Genomic DNA, 15,414 nt, shown 5'->3' on the forward strand with positions numbered 1-15,414 from the left:
CATGCGATTCTTTGGGAAGACTGTAAGCTTAACATTTGCTTGTATAGCAAGCTTCAACGCCTTTGCCGCGAGCTTTTCTACACCTAGTTATTTTGAAATAATGTATGTAGATAAACAGTCTACTGGAATGCTTAGCTCAGCTAAAACTGAAATAGAGTTAACTACAGGGCCTCATCAAGTTGTGGTTCGCTATAATGATGTTGTTGGCTCTAGTAACAGTTCAGAAATCATCAAATCACAGCCTATTGTAATCAACTTAAATGTAAGAGATGGCCAGTCTATCTTATTGGCATCGAAGCAGCCAAGAGGCATTAGTAAGGCTAAAAAGTATGCAGATAAACCAAGCTTTAGCTTAAAAGATGAAAACGGTGGTTCTGTAGATTCTAGTTATTATGTTCTTCCTTTAAAACCAGGGATGCAGTTATCTCGTGATTACTTAGAAGAGATTGCAGCTATTGAAGCTAAACAAGGTACAGCAGCTCCGGCAGCAGCTGCCGCCACAACTGCAGCCGTGGTTGCTAAAACTGATACTCCAACAACTAGCACTACGAGCAGTAACAGCAATGCCACCGCAGCGGCCGCTAGTAACGACGTGGCTGTACCTGCAAGTGACAGTACCGAATTACAAATGCTGCAGTTTTGGTATCAACGCGCCGATGCAGCTACCCGCAAGCAATTCCAAATTTGGGTCATTCAGCAGCAATAAGCAGCGCATCAACATTGACCTGAGCTGGAAACAGCTTAGGTCATTTTTCTATAGTTTTAATCCACCGGATCTCTATGTCTCTTAACTCCGCTCCAAAACACATTCAGCTGGCTGTAGATTTAATTCAACTACTTGAAGAAAACCACATCGAGCCAGAGCTCGCGCTTAAAGCACTAGAAATAGTCAGCCAAGATTGTAAGAAGAAACTTGCAGAACAAACTCAATCAGAAGATTAAACCTCGAAACGTCACACCTAATATAACTAAGTGCTCAGTAATAGGCTTAAGAGCCTGAATTTTAGATATTTGTTATAAAACTATTATTGTTAAATTTTTATAATCATCGCAAAACCATAAACATATATGGTTAATATGATTTGAATGAGCAATAAGTGCACTGTATTTTGTGATCTAAATCAGAACTTTAGTTCCCTTCCACTATAAACTTTCAGCCGAACTCAAAACAAAACACCCACGGTAATTCACTTAAAAGTGAACAAGGAACTACCCTATGAAAAAAATTGCACTACTTTCAGCTGCCGCTTTATTGGCCAGCGCTCCTGCCAGCGCCGAATATTTATACGGTTACGGTAACATCAGTGTTAACTATTTAGACTGGTCTAAAAACACTCAAGATCGTACCGATTTTCAAGAAGATTTCGCTTACCTTGAACTAGAAGGTGGTGCAGGTTTTGATTGGGGCGAAGTTTACGGCTTCTTTGATCTAGAAAACGTTCAAGATGGTAGCGACGAATTACGTACAGCATATAAAGGAACTATTGCTTACAAAATTGCTGATACCGACTTCCGTTTGTACGGCCAACACTACGCAACTGACTCAAAAGTTTTTGCTGCCAACAACACCGTTCTAGGTGGCCAATACCGCTTCCAAGGTGACGGTTGGTTTGTTACGCCTTGGGTTGGCGCTCACATGACTATCACTAACCCTTCTTGGAACGATGGTTTCACGGGTTTTAACGGTGGTATGTTTGGTTGGACCGCGGTTTACAACTTTACTGCTTGGGATCAAAAATTCTGGATCTCTAACTGGCACGAATCTGAGTTCGCTCGTAAATCAGATTACACCGACGTATCAGGCGAAACCGATGATGTTTCAATGAACGGCGCATTAGCATTTTGGTGGGATGCCACTGAGCACGTAACTACTGGTGTTCAATACCGTTACGCTTACAACAAGCTAGGTACTGTAGGCAACCAAAACGCCTTCATTTACTCACTACGTTACAACTTCTAAGTTCTTAAATAGTTGAGCGAAAAGCCAGGCATTGCCTGGCTTTTTTGTTTAAGGGAGGTGTAAGTGGGTAGTACTACCAGACGAATGTTTGAGTACATCGATGCGGCTGGTAATTTGCTCTTTCATCTCCGACACGTGAGAAATTACCCCTACCATTCGACCGGCGCTTTGTAAGTCCACCAAGGTTCGAATCGCCAGATCTAATGACTCTTGATCCAAGCTACCGAAACCTTCATCAATAAACAAAGTATCTAGTTTTATTCCACCTGCATAGGCTTGTACCACGTCAGACAATCCTAATGCCATGGCTAGCGCAGCCATAAAGCTTTCGCCACCACTTAGGGTTGCTACAGAGCGCACTTTGGAAGTGTAACTATCTTCGACTTCTAACTCTAAACCAGAGGCTTTGTTGCCTTTAGCCCGCTGCTCTTTGCGAATAAGCTGATAACGCCCTTTACTCATAATGCTTAAGCGCTGACTGGCTTGCAGCAATACGTCATCCAGCAAAACACTCAATACAAAGCGTTGCAAACTCACTTTATTTCCAGTTTGACCGTTAGCCACATCGGCTAAAGTCCCTACCACTTGGTATTGCTCCGCCAAACTTTGGGCATTCTTATCTGCTTGGTTTAGCTTATTTTGAATATCTAACAAACTTAGCTGGCGATTGTTGAACTTGTTCCATTCGGTATCTGCTAAGTCTTTTTGCTCAAGTAGTTTGCTAAGCGCTTGCGCCAAGCCATCAAGATCTTGCTGTTTTTTACCTTTTAGTTTGGCTTTTAGTTGCTCTAATTGAGCAGACACTTTAGTTAAATCGCTATAATAAAGCTCTAGCTCCTTTGCAAGCTCTGCCATTTCATCATCACTAATCAAGGCCATGTTAAAGGCACTTTCATTAGCAAAGCTAGACTTTGCTAAGTGTTCAGTAAACTTAGCTTGTGCCTCACTTAAAGCTTGCTGAGCAAGTTGCAGTACCTGCTTCGCCGCAGTAGCAGCCGATTGTTTGGCACTCAAATCTTCACGAGCAGTATTGTGTTGCTGGTTTATCGCTGCAATAGACGCCTTTAGTTGCTCTACTTGCTGTTGTTGCAAGTTTATCGCGTCTTCAAGAATTGACGGCTGCTGGTACTTTACTGGTAAGTTTTGCTCGGCACTTTCACGCTGGCCTTGCAAAACATCTAACTGACTTTTAGTTTGCTGATATAGCTCTCGCGCCTGCTCCACTTGAGCTTGCAGCCTTAACTCTGTTTGCTCTGTTTGCTCGAGTTGTTGTTGCTGTTGTTTAGTTAGCGAGTGAGCTTGTTGGGCGGCCGCCAATGCTTGCTGAACAGCATCGAGTTCCGCGCGAAGCTGTTGAACTGATATTGCCGCTTTATCTCCCAAGAGCTGGCTGAGATTCTGCTGTTGACTTAGCCATTCGCTTTGCTTGGTTTTTAATGCTTTGTAATGCTGGCGGGCTTCTTCTAGTTTATCTCGTGCGACTTGCTCGTTGTTACGCGCCTGCTCTACATCATTTTCGCTAGGCAATGCATGTTGACTCACCGCAAGTTGAGGATGCGCGGTGCTGCCACATACTGGGCAAGCATCACCAGTTTGCAGTCGCTGCGCCATAATCGCCGCTTGACCTTGGTGCCAAGTTAGTTGAACTTGATTGGCCTGCTGTTGAGCTTGCTGGTAATGGGCCTTAAGCTGCTTACCTTGATCGGCAGATTGTTCAACTTCAGCATTGTTATCGTTTAGCTGTTGATTGAGTTTTGCCAAAGCATCAGCCTGCTCAAGAAACTGTTGGGCTTGGCCTAACAGTCGCTGTTTGTCGGCTTGCGTTTCCGCCAGCTGCCGACTGCTTGTAAGTTGCTCGCTCAAAACGACTTTGCTGCTCGCTAGTTCGGTTAGCTGCTGCTTTAAGCCTTTGCCTTGCTCTGCTTGGCTGTCTAGCTTTATTTGGGCAGCGGTTTGTTGCTGTTTGAGTTTTTCTAGTTCTTGAATAAGTGGTTTAAAGTTTTGTAGCGACAATAACTGTTCTTGAGCTTGGGCTAATTGCGCTTCTTTCTCTGGCATTTGTTCAAGCTGTTGCTGCGCTTTCTTCAAGTTTTGTTGAGCGGTGCTTAATTCGGCTTCGCCTTGGCTTTGCGCCAAGCTGGCTTGCTTGGCTTCGTTAAAGCGCTGCACTTTTGCAGTATCAAAGGCCTCAATCGCTTGAGCGGCTTTGGCTTGGTCTAAACGAGTTTGCTTTTCGCTAATACTGGCTTTTTGTTTGTTTAAAGCACTTAAAGATGTTTTGAGTGCAGCTTGTTGATTAAAGTCATCAGCAAGTACCTTGGCCGCTTCATACTCTTTATTTGCTGATGAGTAGTGAGCTCCAGTTTGCTGCTTTTGCTCTAAGGCTTGTTCAAGTTGCGCACTTAATTGGGCTAACTCATCGCTTAATTCGCTTTGCTCAGTGAGATCGGCACTTTGTAAAATACCTTCACGAATATTTTTTTGCTCTAAAGCTTGAGTGCGAATACAGGCTGCTTGAGTTTTTAGACTGTCTTCAATTTTTCGATAAATATGAGTTTGAAAAAGTTGAGAGAATATTTTCTCTCGCTCTTTAGAGTCTGCCATCAATAACTGACGAAACTTACCCTGAGGCAAGACCATTACCTGGCGAAACTGATCGGCATCTAAGCCAGTGAGCATCTCTATCTGGCTATTTGCTTCCGACACCTTGGCAGGAACGAGTAGCTCTTCGCTGCCGTCATCATTCACTAAGCTTAACTGGGCTTCTGGTTTTTGTTGGGTATAGCCATCGCCAGATTTTTTAAGGCGTGCTTGTTCTGGTACTCGGCGGATCTTGTAGTGTTTATCGCCTAGTTCAAACTCAAAGCGTACTTCAGTGAGCAACGCTTCATCGGCCAAGTCACAGCGCATTTGCGCAGCTTCGCGTTCATCGCCAGTACTCTTACCATAAAGGGCAAAACAGATAGCGTCTAAAATCGTTGTTTTACCCGCTCCGGTAGGGCCATTAAGTAAAAACAAGGGATTACGGCCAAGCTTGCGAAAATCAATTTCTTCCGTTCCAGCAAAGGGGCCAAACGCGCTCATGCTTAGGGTAATTGGGCGCATTATTGATCTCCGCGGTGTAATTGGTCGATGGTTTGTTTCAACAGTTCTTGCTGCTCTGGGCTAAGTGACTCTCCAGATACTTGGTCAAAAAAGTCAGTGAACATATCAAACTCCCCTTTTTTGATATGCTCTCGATTTAACTCAAGTTTTTTATCACCTGCCATAAGGCCAGTGCGTTCTAGGTGAAGCACGTTGGGGTATACCTCACGAAGCTTGCCCATGGCATCTAAAATGGCCGACTTATCTGACAAACGCACCATTAAGTAGTCTTCTCGGCCGGCATCAGCACTGCCGCTCGCCAACAACTCTTCAAGATACCCTTCTATAATTCGTACATCGCGCTTCGCCTCAAGGGCGACTAGCTCGATATTGCATTCACCTTCACTTAACTCAACCACAGTCACCGACTTAGCCTGATGTTGCTCGCTAAAGGAGTATTTTAAAGGTGAACCTGAATAGCGTATTTGTTGTGCACCTTTGTACTGAGGCCCATGTAAGTGACCTAAGGCAACGTAGGAAAAATCCTCAAATAACGTAGGTGAGATTTTGTCAGCCCCGCCAATGCTAAGCGGGCGCTCAGATTCAGACTCATCACCTCCATCTAAAAAGCAGTGACCAATTACCACTTTGTTTAGGCCTTCACTGTCATGCTGTTTAACTTGTTCAACCAACACTTCCATAGCCTGTTGATGGCTAGATGCTTCACATTCATAAACATCTCGCACAGTGGCTGGCTCAGCATACGGAAGCGGGTAAAAGACCACTGACTCGCCGTTTTTGGCGTCTAATTTAATGGCAGGAATTTGTTGCCCTAAGGTGCCACTAATATAAAGACCGCTTTCACGCATCTGCCTAGATGCAAAGGCTAAGCGCTGAGCGCCATCGTGATTTCCAGCGATAAGAATCACCGGAATACTTAGTTGGTTAACGAGCTTATCTAAGGTGTCATCAAGCAATTTTACTGCGTTACTTGGCGGCACAGAGCGGTCGAATATATCTCCAGCCACAATCACGGCGTCAACTTGGCGCTGCTGCGCAATTTGAATAATTTGTTCTAACACATACTCTTGATCTTCCAATAAAGACTGATTGTGGATCTGGCGGCCAAGGTGCCAGTCGGAAGTATGGAGAAATTTCATTCAATATCCGTAAGTTAAGCCTGAAAGCAGGGTTAGTGCGTGAATAAATGCAGAGTCTGCATTATCGCTAAGCGATGCTTTTATGGCAACGAATAAGCGTAACTAGCAGCAAGTAAAACAGCAATCTGTGGCTGTTTATGTGAATGACCAACAGAAACTCGCATAGCGCCTTAGACTCTGGCAACATGTCACTAATGTTTAGCGTTAATTCAAGGAAGAGCAGTGTCTGATCAAGGTTCTACTGGCAACGTGCTTGCCGCCATTTGTAGCTTTTTTATTCCCGGCTTAGGTCAACTGGTTCAAGGTAGAATTCTGTCTGCCTTGATGTTTTTTGTGATAACCGCTGCAGGCTATGCCTTATGGTGGTTAATTGTCCCCATTGTAATTGCGGTGATCGTTCATATCTGGGCCATTATTGATGCTGCCCGATTTACGCCAGGGAGTGAACAATGAGAATCTTTAGCATAATGTTAATGCTTACAAGCCTAGTAGCTTGCGAATCCACCTACTACTCGGCCATGGAAAAAGTGGGTTATCACAAACGCGAGATATTGGTTGACCGAGTGGAAGACGCTCAAGAAAGTCAGCAAGACGCACAACAACAATTCACCTCTGCCCTTGAGCAACTAAAAACTCTCACCGATTTTGATGGTGGAGATTTAGAAGATATTTATGACGAAGTAAATGCGCAATACAAAGACTCAAAAGCCGCAGCCGAAACCGTTAGTGAGCGCATTGACGAAGTAGATAGCGTTGCAGAAGCACTGTTTGATGAATGGCAAGATGAGTTGGAGCAATATCAGTCGGCTAGTTTAAAAGCCGAAAGCAAGCAACAACTTGCTGATACACGTAAACGCTACGCCGCGATGCTTAAGGCAATGCGCCGAGCAGAAGCACAAATGGCCCCAGTATTAACACGCTTAAACGACAACCAGCTCTATTTAAAACATAACCTAAATGCACGCGCCATTGGAGCGGTAGGTAAAGAATTCTCTCGCCTAGAGCAAGATGTCGCCGATGTAATAAAGCAAATAAGCAAAGCCATTGCTGAATCAGACAAGTTTATTGCCAGCATGAAGTAATCAGCATTGCTAAGGCTACAAGTTTCTACTTGTAGCCTTTTGTTTACGATTTATCCTCTGCAACCGCCACCCTTTCCCATCTGTAACATTTCTTTCATAAAAATGAAGTAAATTCGCCACTCGCATTTATTTGAGAACCTAAGCAATACAAATAATGAAAGCTAGTAACTCTGTATTGCTGGCCAGGATGCCCTATTGATGTTTTGTCGGATTAAAAAACTACAACTAAAGACAGCCTTGTTAGCGCTATTTTTTAGCCTGCTCCCCATTGCCATAAGCTACCTGTGGATTGTAGAAACCAGCAAACAGCAGCGACGAGATGCTTTTCATCATGACTACCAAATTACCTTCAAGAACATTAGCCATAATCTTAATGCCATTGATCAACAGTTTAATTTGCTAACTGAAGTAAGTGAAAACTGCCAAGAAGACACCCTTATCGCCCTGCGTAAAGTTCACTTTAGAATCTCTTACATCGCAGAAATGGGCATAGTGAGCCCGCACGGTAAACTGGTGTGTAGCAGCTGGGGGAAGCTTGACTCCCCTATCGAAGTGCTTAAGCCGATAAGCTCTCAAGTACTACGTCACTTTGGTCCACTGGCTCTAGAGTACACCAAAGAGCCTGCTATGATTGTGGCCAAAACTCGCCCAGATGGCAGCGAAATAAACGCAGCGATACCGCTACAAGTATTTCGCGCATTTATAGAAGGTAACAGCCAATCTGGCGATATTGTCGCCTTGAGTGACAGTAACAATGGCACACCACTTTTTGTAAGCGGCAGTTACAGCCTACCACTGGCACTCACCTCACCTTTATTTCCTTTGCGCCAAAGCAAAACCAGTGGCTTCGCGCTATTTGACGACGGCAGCAATAAGTATTTTGTAAGTGAAGTATTTGCTGCGCTGCCAGGGCTTACCCTTATCGCAAGTCGTCCAAGCGCAGAGCTATACAAAGGTGTTTATCGCTTAAGTCTAATCCAGCTTTGTTTGTACTGCTTACTACTGTGCTGCAGCATGTTCTTGGTGTATCGACATCGTAGCCAACGCTTAAGCCAGCGCTCTCGGCTTAAGTTAGCACTCAAAAATCATGAGTTTATAAATTATTATCAAGAGATCTATGATACTCGTAACAAACACTTAGTTGCGGTAGAAGCATTGGTACGCTGGATGCACCCGGTGGATGGTTTACGTTACCCCGATGCATTCTTGCCCGATGTTGATCGCTATAACCTGCAGGTTGCGCTTACCGAACAAGTTATTAGTAATTTAAAGAACGATCTTCATTCTTTACTCGCTAAGCAACCTTCGTTAAAAGTAAATATCAACATAACTGGGCAACATCTAAAAGACGCTTCTTTCATCAATCAAGTACTAGCCACCCATGCTGAGTTTCCTAATCTATGTTTAGAGGTTACCGAAACTGAGTTGGTAGAAATAGCCTCTCCTCAAGTACAACAGTCTTTACAAAGGCTTAAGCAGCGAAATGTTAAACTGGCCATCGATGATTTTGGAACCGGTTACGCAGGGCTGCAGTACCTACAACAACTACCGCTAGATACTTTAAAAATTGACCGAAGTTTTGTTGTCGCCATAAACACCGATTCACCACAAGCGAAGGTATTAGATGGTGTGATCGACTTAGCCCTTAATTTGGATCTGCAGATAGTGGCAGAAGGGGTAGAAAACCAACAACAAGCCGATTACCTGATATCCAAAGGTGTTTATTTGCACCAAGGTTGGTTGTACGGTAAACCCCAGCCAATTAAGCAATTTAGTTAATCTTTCTTCCATTTGGTTTAGGCAGTTTTTTCAAATGCTTATCAATACTTGCAAGGGGCGGCTTTCAGCCGCACAATAGCCGCGTTAACTAAGGAGTAAGACAAATGGTTTCTAAATGGGCTAAGCGCTTTTTTCAAATGGCTGAACTGGTGGGTTCTTGGAGTAAAGACCCCTCTACCCAAGTGGGAGCGGTTATCACCGAAAACAACCGCATTGTATCTTTAGGATTTAACGGCTACCCCCATGGAATTTCGGATAGTGCCGAAACCGACAACCGCGAAATGAAACTACTCAAAACCCTGCATGCCGAAGAAAACGCAATTTTATTTGCGAAGCGAGATTTGTCTGGCTGTGAAATTTGGGTAACTCACTTTCCCTGCCCTAATTGCGCTGCAAAAATCATTCAAACCGGTATAGCTACGGTTCACTGTCCAGAGCAATCTGAAGACTTTTTATCACGCTGGGGCGACAAAATTAAAATCAGCGAAGACATGTTTAGCCAAGCTGGGGTTGCCGTAGATTGGTTGCCACTTGAGCAAGATTAAACATGATGTGCAGGGTTGCTAGCTAAGCAACCCCATTATATGTAGTACAAAACAAGCTTAATATCGCTTTCTAGGCTACTCATACCAGCCAAACAGTTTGAGTTTAATCTGACAAAAATAGACGCTAATTTTTCACCTAGTTCAATAAAAGAGCTGCGGCGAGCAACGCTCAGAATTACGAAAATCAGTCACTTACTTACATGCACAGTGCTAGTTTTATTGTCTTATTAAGCCAATAAAATATCTAATAAATGGCTTGCTGCTATTACGAAAAGCCACTTTTAAAGCTTAGTCGACCATCATTCATCATCTAGAACTGAAACAATTGGTCGGTAAAGCCAGCTTAAGAAAAACCATTAACTTAGTAAAACTTCACATTTCTCCAAGCGAAACCTCATCTAGTCCACAGTTTTTAACCTTTTCCTTTTAATCATACAAAAATATTTAATAATCTGATCAGGTTCACAGATACAAATCTAAAATCCCAATAGCATATTTGTATTACATTAATACCAGCGACGTTGTCACCCATAAGGACTATGATGACTAATTGTAAACCTTTAGCTCTTGAACTTTGTATAGCTACTAGCTTTAGCGCTTTAGTCGCAGAATTAGAATTTGTGCTTGGTGGCTGTGCTCAAGGTCAAGCAGCTTAGGTATGAATAATCAAGACTTATTGGCACTGTCTAAGTCGAGTGATTTTTCCCAGTTTACGGTGAAGAAGAACTTAGCTGAGATTTGGTCCAAGCGAGATATAGAACTGTTATACCCAAAACAATAATTAGTACCCTAACTCCCTAAATATAAAAACTGGGCTTATTACTGGGCCCTAACTTGGAAATGGAATTTATCATGACAAAAATGAAAAGCCTTTCAATTGCAATTGGTGCACTATTAATCGCAGCGCCTGTAGCTGCTGGACAATTTGATTTTCGTACTGAATACAAACACGAATCTGAAGATCACGCCTACCGTATTAAAATTGGTGATTCAACCAAAGTAAGTGATGCTGGTAAGTGGAACTACAGCGTTGAGATGAAGTTCTTTAGTGGCGATAAAGAAAACGGCGAAAGCGGCGGTTTTCTACAAAACTTGCAACGTGGTGACTCAGAGTTTGACCTAAGCTACAGACACAAATTGAACAAAAAATGGTATATCCAACCTGGTATGCCAATTACCTTCGGTGATGAGCGAGTAACCTACAAGCCACAATTTCGAGTGGGCTACACTGCAGATTTTGGCTTAAAAACAGCCTTACGCTACCGTTACGAAGTCCGCCAGTATGCTGATGGTAAAGAAAACGGTGAAACTTGGTACAAATCTAAAATCACCTTAACCGGTGGCTACAAAGTTAAGAGCATGCCAAACCTTAAGTTAGACTATGAGGCAAACTACTGGAAGAGCCACACTTACGAGTGGGATGCGATTGCAGGAAAAGCCAAAGATCCACAGTTTAACAATGGCGACGATAACTGGGATGCTGGTATATTCATCGGTTACCAAATCGAAAAATGGCGTCCGTATATGGAATTTTGGAACTCAAGCGTGAGCTCTAAAACTGACCAACGCCAACTTAAAACCCGTGTTGGTATTAAGTACAAGTTTTAAACCTTTCGTAAATATTTAGCTTTCCTTCTTTAAAGCCAAGCAGGTGTTCTGCTTGGTTCTTTTTTTATGCGGAGCAAACACTCGCATTGGATAACATTTCTTGTTTGCGCATTGGCATTGAATCAATAATTGCGAATATTTCTTGCCAATCTGTTTCTGCTCCCCAACGATGTTTCTCGTGGCCATCTTTACCAATTAACACCGCTATATGTTTGTTTTCTTCCACTCGATACTTATCCCTGAGATAAGAAACTCCGTGGCTTCCTACTTGCTCTGCTTGCCCGAGTGCCTGCTCAGCTGTCATAACCATCACCACTAGATCACGCTCGCGGATCTGGCAACGGTAACGCATCTCTTCAGCTAAGAACTGATCGACCGCACTGTCTTGCTGTGGAGCAAAAAACAGTACACTTCGGTGTGCCCAATAGTCGCTATCCATTGGGTAAGACATGGCAAGGTTGCTGGTAAATAACAAAATAGGTGCTAGTAATCGCGTCATCTTGAGTCCCCCGTTTACTAATAGTTAGAACGAAAGCTTAGAAGGTTTAGTTCAATTTATCGGCACTTAATCTAGAGACTGCTGGTCAGAAATTTTTACAGTAAAAACTAGTGCTTTGTAAGTGGTTAATATCATGATGAAAAGTCACCTAAGCAAGCTGCAAGCGACCTTATTAACAAAAACATTATTTGAAAGGCTAGGACACAGCACTACAATTGGTAACAAAAGTGTCATTAATGTTTACATATTCTTAATCTTTAACTGTCCTATCCTTCTTACGCACTGATTTTTATAGCTTTTATATTCTGGCGCAATTATTGATTTGATAGGCATTCATTTTACAAAGGAATGCCTAATGCTCATCACAAGAAAGTTACTCTCTTTAAGCTTTTTGCTACTCACCGCACCGGTTCACGCAACTATCATCGCCTACGATATGCTAAACAGCAGTAGCCTTAACTTAGTCGACTACCAAAACCCTTTCAGCCAACAGTTTAGTAGCGCGCAAGATGGCTTCGATAAGTATCAAGCAAACACCAGCTTAAGCATTCCTAACAGCCTCATCGATTCAAGCCAAAGTAATCCAGGCGATAGCCTAGGTATTGTTGATTCGCAAACTGACCAAGCAAGCTTTTTCGGTGTCAGTGATACCTTTAACCCTGACAACCCAAGCGGAGATACACAAGCTAGCTGGCTATTTGATATTAGTGGTTATGCCTTAAGTTCCATATCCATTTCCATGGCTGCCATGGGCGACTTTGAAGCCTCTGACTCCTTTAGTTTTAGCTATGCCATTGATGCCTCGCCCATACAACTACTGTTTAGCAGTTTTGTTGATGAGCAGGCCACCCAGAGCTATACCATGGCCAACGGCAATCAATATCAACTAAACGATCCGCTATCTATCAACAACCAAGTGCTAGACAATCAGTTTAAGCAGCTTAGTCAAAGCCTTGTTGGCAGCGGCTCAGTATTAAGCTTGTATTTTAACGCCAATCAAAATGGCGGCAATGAAGCGTTTGCCTTTAGAGATATTGTGATTAATGGAGACGAGCAACTGGCCAGCCAAGTTTCTGAACCACTGAGCATTTGGCTTATAGTGTTGGGTTTACTTGCTTTAGCTGCGCGCAAAGCTCGTATTCAAGCTTAAAAAAAAGCGAGAGCGTGTAGTTACGCTCTCGCCTTGCTATTACCGTTTATTGTTATTTTTACTGTTTAATGCCCGCAAATACCACCACGACTTTATCGTCGCCTTTGTTGCGACTAAAGGCATAAGGTTGATCACTAATCTTATTGTGTTCACCGGCGCCAATGGCAACGTGACGATCACGGAACTGACCTACAGTTTGCCAGTGTTTAACTAAGGCTTGGCGGTCTTTGTCTTTAGCAATTTGATCCCAGTTCATAAACGAGCGAGTGGGTGAATCAAAGGCGTCAGACTGCGGACCACGAGGGCGACCACTTTCGTCACCGTAATACAATTGCACTCCGCCAGGCATCATTAACAATGCCGTCCCCGCACCCGCTTGCAGTGGGATATCTTGATAGTTTGAGTAGAACAACTTGGTATCGTGCGAACTAATGTAAGTAAGCAAGTTAAATGTAGGATCGCTGTTTATATCTTTTGCGTAGGTCGCGTACATTTTTTCGTTTTGCGCTAAACATTGCGAGCCCTTAAGCGCCGCACTATCGCCTGCATATTCAAAGTTGATTAAGCTATCCATGCCATTGTCGAAGTAAAAGTCGCGGTATGCCCCGTGATGCCATACTTCGCCCACCATCCAGAATGGTTTGTCATCAATGGCTTTTTCAGGGTTTTCCTTTTTCCACTCAGCTAGTGCTTCAGTAGCAGAGTCTTTAAGCTTGGCCCATACTTCGGCTTCTACGTGCTTTACCGTATCCGCTCTAAAGCCATCGATACCGTAATCGCGAACCCAATTGGTGTGCCATTCAACCAAGTAATCTAAAACGGTATATTCTTCGCGCTCTACCGCTTTAGTATCTTTCTTGTTTTTAAGGATCGGCGGTAAACCTACGTGCTTGGTGCTCTCGGTTAATAAGTCAGGTAAACCCGCTAGATTCATGGTGATATCATCGCCACCTGGCGCGGTATAACCAGCCATACCGCTGCGAACCCAATCTGGTCCCCACCAATTCTCTACCCATTCGCTAGAGCTCCAACGAATAAAGTTGTTGTAGCGATGCCAGTTATGGCCTTTGTCAAAGTCAGGTTGCCAATCGGTCCACTTCTTCGGCACTGGCGCACCAGGCGCCATTGCGTTGATGCCAAAGGTTTGCATGTCATCCATAGTTGGATAACCAACGTGGTTTACTACCACGTCTACTAATACTCGAATGCCGCGTTTATGGGCTTCATCAACAAAACGGCCAAAGTCTTCTTCACTACCTAAGTTTGGATCAATCTTAGTAAAGTCGAGTGCCCAGTAACCGTGATAACCATAAAATGGGAAGCTGCCTTTATCACCGCCGCCCACAAAACCATGGATCTGCTCAACAATAGGCGTTACCCAAATCGCGTTCATGCCCAAGTCTTTAATGTAATCTAGCTTGGCAGTAATGCCGCTAAAATCACCACCTTGGAAGGTACCAATTTCTTGTTTGCCATCGGCTTTACGATTTAGTGGGTAATCGTTACTGGTGTCACCATTGTTAAAGCGATCAGTCATGATGAAATAAACGCTGGCATTATCCCAAGAAAAGTCGCTAGCTTCTGCATCCGCCGCTTCAAGCAATAATATGCCGCCACTTGCTGGATCTGGCTGCATGGTAACTTGGCCATTAGCTACTTTTTGAGTTTGACCAGAATAGAAATCTTTAACAGTTTGGCCATTAGTGAAAGTAGAGCTCACATCAACCGTTACTGGCTGACCATCCCAAGCAATACAATCTACTGCCGGCGGCTTGCGTTTAAAGGTAGAAGCTTGCGCCTTGCGTGATACTTGCACGGTAGGCTTGTCGGCATCAGAGTTATCTAGGATTAACTCGTAGTTGCCAGCAAACAAAATTTTCAGTTCGAAATATTTGTCTTTAGCGCAGCTATTTAAGTCTTGAGGTTTTGAGAAGCGAAGTTTGCTTTTGTCGACAGGGCCAAAACGTAAGCCACATTGTTGGCCTTCGTCTGAGATCTGAATGTTGTAAGTGCCTTTTTCTAGCGGAACGGTAATTTTATATTTACTTTTTCCGGCAAATTTTAAGCGTTGCTCAACATTGACCCCGCTATCGGCATAATTCATATAGAGTGGCGTTTTGATCATCGCCGCCGACAAGTTTGCCGAACCGCCCGCCATTACTAGCGCCGCACTCAATAAACCTAGTTTAAAACCTTTCATTCAACCTCCATGGCATTTAGCTAACGCAAGCTGCGTGCAAACACCTCGTTCAACCATTTGAAGTGATGAAAACAAAAGCTACTTAAGTTTTCACTAACAAAGCATGATTATTTGCGAATTTTATGACTGACAGCGCTTTCATTTGGTAAAACAGCAACTTCACCGCTATATCAACATTCATTGGCGCGTGCCCCTTGCTGCACCTGTGATGTTGTTTTATGATGTCGGGTCTTTATTGTGGTTATTTTTGCAGAATAATTAGCTTAAAAATCACAATTTGCAGACAGATAAAAGAAACAGTTTAAGTTAGTAGTATTCGCTTAAAGCTTGACTAAATAAATAAGAAT

General features: G+C 43.3%; 14 protein-coding genes. 10 read left to right on the forward strand and 4 right to left on the reverse strand.

Annotated elements, in window-relative coordinates; genetic code table 11:
- Position 1: 1 nt before the first annotated feature.
- The 3 genes from G6R11_RS09155 (at position 2) to G6R11_RS09165 (ending at position 1,960) form a co-directional block, all read left to right on the forward strand.
- Complete coding sequence (locus G6R11_RS09155; RefSeq protein WP_163132772.1) at positions 2-706, forward strand: DUF2057 domain-containing protein; 705 nt, start codon at positions 2-4, stop codon at positions 704-706.
- A 74-nt stretch (positions 707-780) separates the two neighbouring features.
- The gene (gene rsmS, locus G6R11_RS09160; RefSeq protein ID WP_163132773.1) at positions 781-942 is read left to right on the forward strand and encodes a pleiotropic regulatory protein RsmS; all 162 of its coding nucleotides are present in this window, start codon (positions 781-783) and stop codon (positions 940-942) included.
- A gap of 274 nt (positions 943-1,216) precedes the next feature.
- A complete protein-coding gene (locus G6R11_RS09165; protein ID WP_163132774.1) occupies positions 1,217-1,960 on the forward strand; it encodes an outer membrane protein OmpK in 744 nt (247 codons plus the stop codon).
- A gap of 48 nt (positions 1,961-2,008) precedes the next feature.
- Here G6R11_RS09165 and G6R11_RS09170 read toward each other — a convergent pair whose 3' ends face one another.
- Positions 2,009-5,065, reverse strand: coding sequence for an AAA family ATPase (locus G6R11_RS09170; protein ID WP_163132775.1), 3,057 nt, complete (start codon positions 5,063-5,065; stop codon positions 2,009-2,011).
- Positions 5,065-6,204 (reverse strand): exonuclease SbcCD subunit D, encoded by a 1,140-nt coding sequence (locus tag G6R11_RS09175; RefSeq protein WP_163132776.1) that lies wholly within the window; start codon positions 6,202-6,204, stop codon positions 5,065-5,067. Before G6R11_RS09175 ends, G6R11_RS09170 begins: the two co-directional genes overlap by 1 nt.
- A 222-nt stretch (positions 6,205-6,426) precedes the next feature.
- On the opposite strand from G6R11_RS09175, the gene G6R11_RS09180 reads away from it, so the two are divergent.
- The 6 genes from G6R11_RS09180 to G6R11_RS09200 all read left to right on the forward strand — a co-directional run bounded on the left by G6R11_RS09180 (position 6,427) and on the right by G6R11_RS09200 (position 11,218).
- The gene (locus G6R11_RS09180; protein ID WP_163132777.1) at positions 6,427-6,657 is read left to right on the forward strand and encodes a hypothetical protein; all 231 of its coding nucleotides are present in this window, start codon (positions 6,427-6,429) and stop codon (positions 6,655-6,657) included.
- On the forward strand, positions 6,654-7,286 hold the full coding sequence (locus G6R11_RS09185) for a DUF2959 domain-containing protein (RefSeq protein ID WP_163132778.1): 633 nt from the start codon (positions 6,654-6,656) through the stop codon (positions 7,284-7,286). The genes G6R11_RS09180 and G6R11_RS09185 overlap by 4 nt, the downstream gene beginning before the upstream one ends.
- A 198-nt stretch (positions 7,287-7,484) precedes the next feature.
- Entirely contained in the window at positions 7,485-9,065 is a 1,581-nt protein-coding gene (locus G6R11_RS09190) for an EAL domain-containing protein (protein WP_163132779.1), read from the forward strand.
- Between the two features lie 104 nt (positions 9,066-9,169).
- Entirely contained in the window at positions 9,170-9,610 is a 441-nt protein-coding gene (locus G6R11_RS09195) for a dCMP deaminase family protein (protein WP_163132780.1), read from the forward strand.
- Positions 9,611-10,268: 658 nt separating this feature from the next.
- Entirely contained in the window at positions 10,269-10,391 is a 123-nt protein-coding gene (locus G6R11_RS21880; protein ID WP_255494589.1) for a hypothetical protein, read from the forward strand.
- A gap of 71 nt (positions 10,392-10,462) precedes the next feature.
- Complete coding sequence (locus tag G6R11_RS09200; RefSeq protein WP_163132781.1) at positions 10,463-11,218, forward strand: oligogalacturonate-specific porin KdgM family protein; 756 nt, start codon at positions 10,463-10,465, stop codon at positions 11,216-11,218.
- A gap of 64 nt (positions 11,219-11,282) precedes the next feature.
- Here the strand turns inward: G6R11_RS09200 and G6R11_RS09205 are convergent, their stop codons facing one another.
- On the reverse strand, positions 11,283-11,717 hold the full coding sequence (locus G6R11_RS09205) for a DUF4174 domain-containing protein (RefSeq protein ID WP_163132782.1): 435 nt from the start codon (positions 11,715-11,717) through the stop codon (positions 11,283-11,285).
- 355 nt (positions 11,718-12,072) lie between these two features.
- On the opposite strand from G6R11_RS09205, the gene G6R11_RS09210 reads away from it, so the two are divergent.
- Positions 12,073-12,867, forward strand: a complete 795-nt coding sequence (locus G6R11_RS09210; RefSeq protein WP_163132783.1) for a hypothetical protein — start codon at positions 12,073-12,075, stop codon at positions 12,865-12,867.
- Between the two features lie 58 nt (positions 12,868-12,925).
- Here G6R11_RS09210 and G6R11_RS09215 read toward each other — a convergent pair whose 3' ends face one another.
- Positions 12,926-15,067 carry an alpha-amylase gene (locus G6R11_RS09215; protein WP_163132784.1) on the reverse strand — a complete coding sequence of 714 codons (2,142 nt, stop codon included), beginning with the start codon at positions 15,065-15,067 and terminating at the stop codon, positions 12,926-12,928.
- Positions 15,068-15,414: the final 347 nt, after the last annotated feature.

This window comes from Agarivorans sp. Alg241-V36, from assembly GCF_900537085.1.
In the GTDB taxonomy this organism is placed as follows: Bacteria; Pseudomonadota; Gammaproteobacteria; order Enterobacterales; family Celerinatantimonadaceae; genus Agarivorans.

What these genes read in the sequence shown, in the direction of transcription:
- G6R11_RS09170 (WP_163132775.1), bottom strand. Translation starts at nt 5,065, where the DNA reads ATGCGCCCAATTACCCTAAGCATGAGCGCGTTTGGCCCCTTTGCTGGA.
- G6R11_RS09165 (WP_163132774.1), top strand. Translation starts at nt 1,217, where the DNA reads ATGAAAAAAATTGCACTACTTTCAGCTGCCGCTTTATTGGCCAGCGCT.
- G6R11_RS09185 (WP_163132778.1), top strand. Translation starts at nt 6,654, where the DNA reads ATGAGAATCTTTAGCATAATGTTAATGCTTACAAGCCTAGTAGCTTGC.
- G6R11_RS21880 (WP_255494589.1), top strand. Translation starts at nt 10,269, where the DNA reads ATGAATAATCAAGACTTATTGGCACTGTCTAAGTCGAGTGATTTTTCC.
- G6R11_RS09190 (WP_163132779.1), top strand. Translation starts at nt 7,485, where the DNA reads ATGTTTTGTCGGATTAAAAAACTACAACTAAAGACAGCCTTGTTAGCG.
- G6R11_RS09175 (WP_163132776.1), bottom strand. Translation starts at nt 6,204, where the DNA reads ATGAAATTTCTCCATACTTCCGACTGGCACCTTGGCCGCCAGATCCAC.
- G6R11_RS09195 (WP_163132780.1), top strand. Translation starts at nt 9,170, where the DNA reads ATGGTTTCTAAATGGGCTAAGCGCTTTTTTCAAATGGCTGAACTGGTG.
- G6R11_RS09200 (WP_163132781.1), top strand. Translation starts at nt 10,463, where the DNA reads ATGACAAAAATGAAAAGCCTTTCAATTGCAATTGGTGCACTATTAATC.
- G6R11_RS09155 (WP_163132772.1), top strand. Translation starts at nt 2, where the DNA reads ATGCGATTCTTTGGGAAGACTGTAAGCTTAACATTTGCTTGTATAGCA.
- rsmS (WP_163132773.1), top strand. Translation starts at nt 781, where the DNA reads ATGTCTCTTAACTCCGCTCCAAAACACATTCAGCTGGCTGTAGATTTA.
- G6R11_RS09210 (WP_163132783.1), top strand. Translation starts at nt 12,073, where the DNA reads ATGCTCATCACAAGAAAGTTACTCTCTTTAAGCTTTTTGCTACTCACC.
- G6R11_RS09205 (WP_163132782.1), bottom strand. Translation starts at nt 11,717, where the DNA reads ATGACGCGATTACTAGCACCTATTTTGTTATTTACCAGCAACCTTGCC.
- G6R11_RS09215 (WP_163132784.1), bottom strand. Translation starts at nt 15,067, where the DNA reads ATGAAAGGTTTTAAACTAGGTTTATTGAGTGCGGCGCTAGTAATGGCG.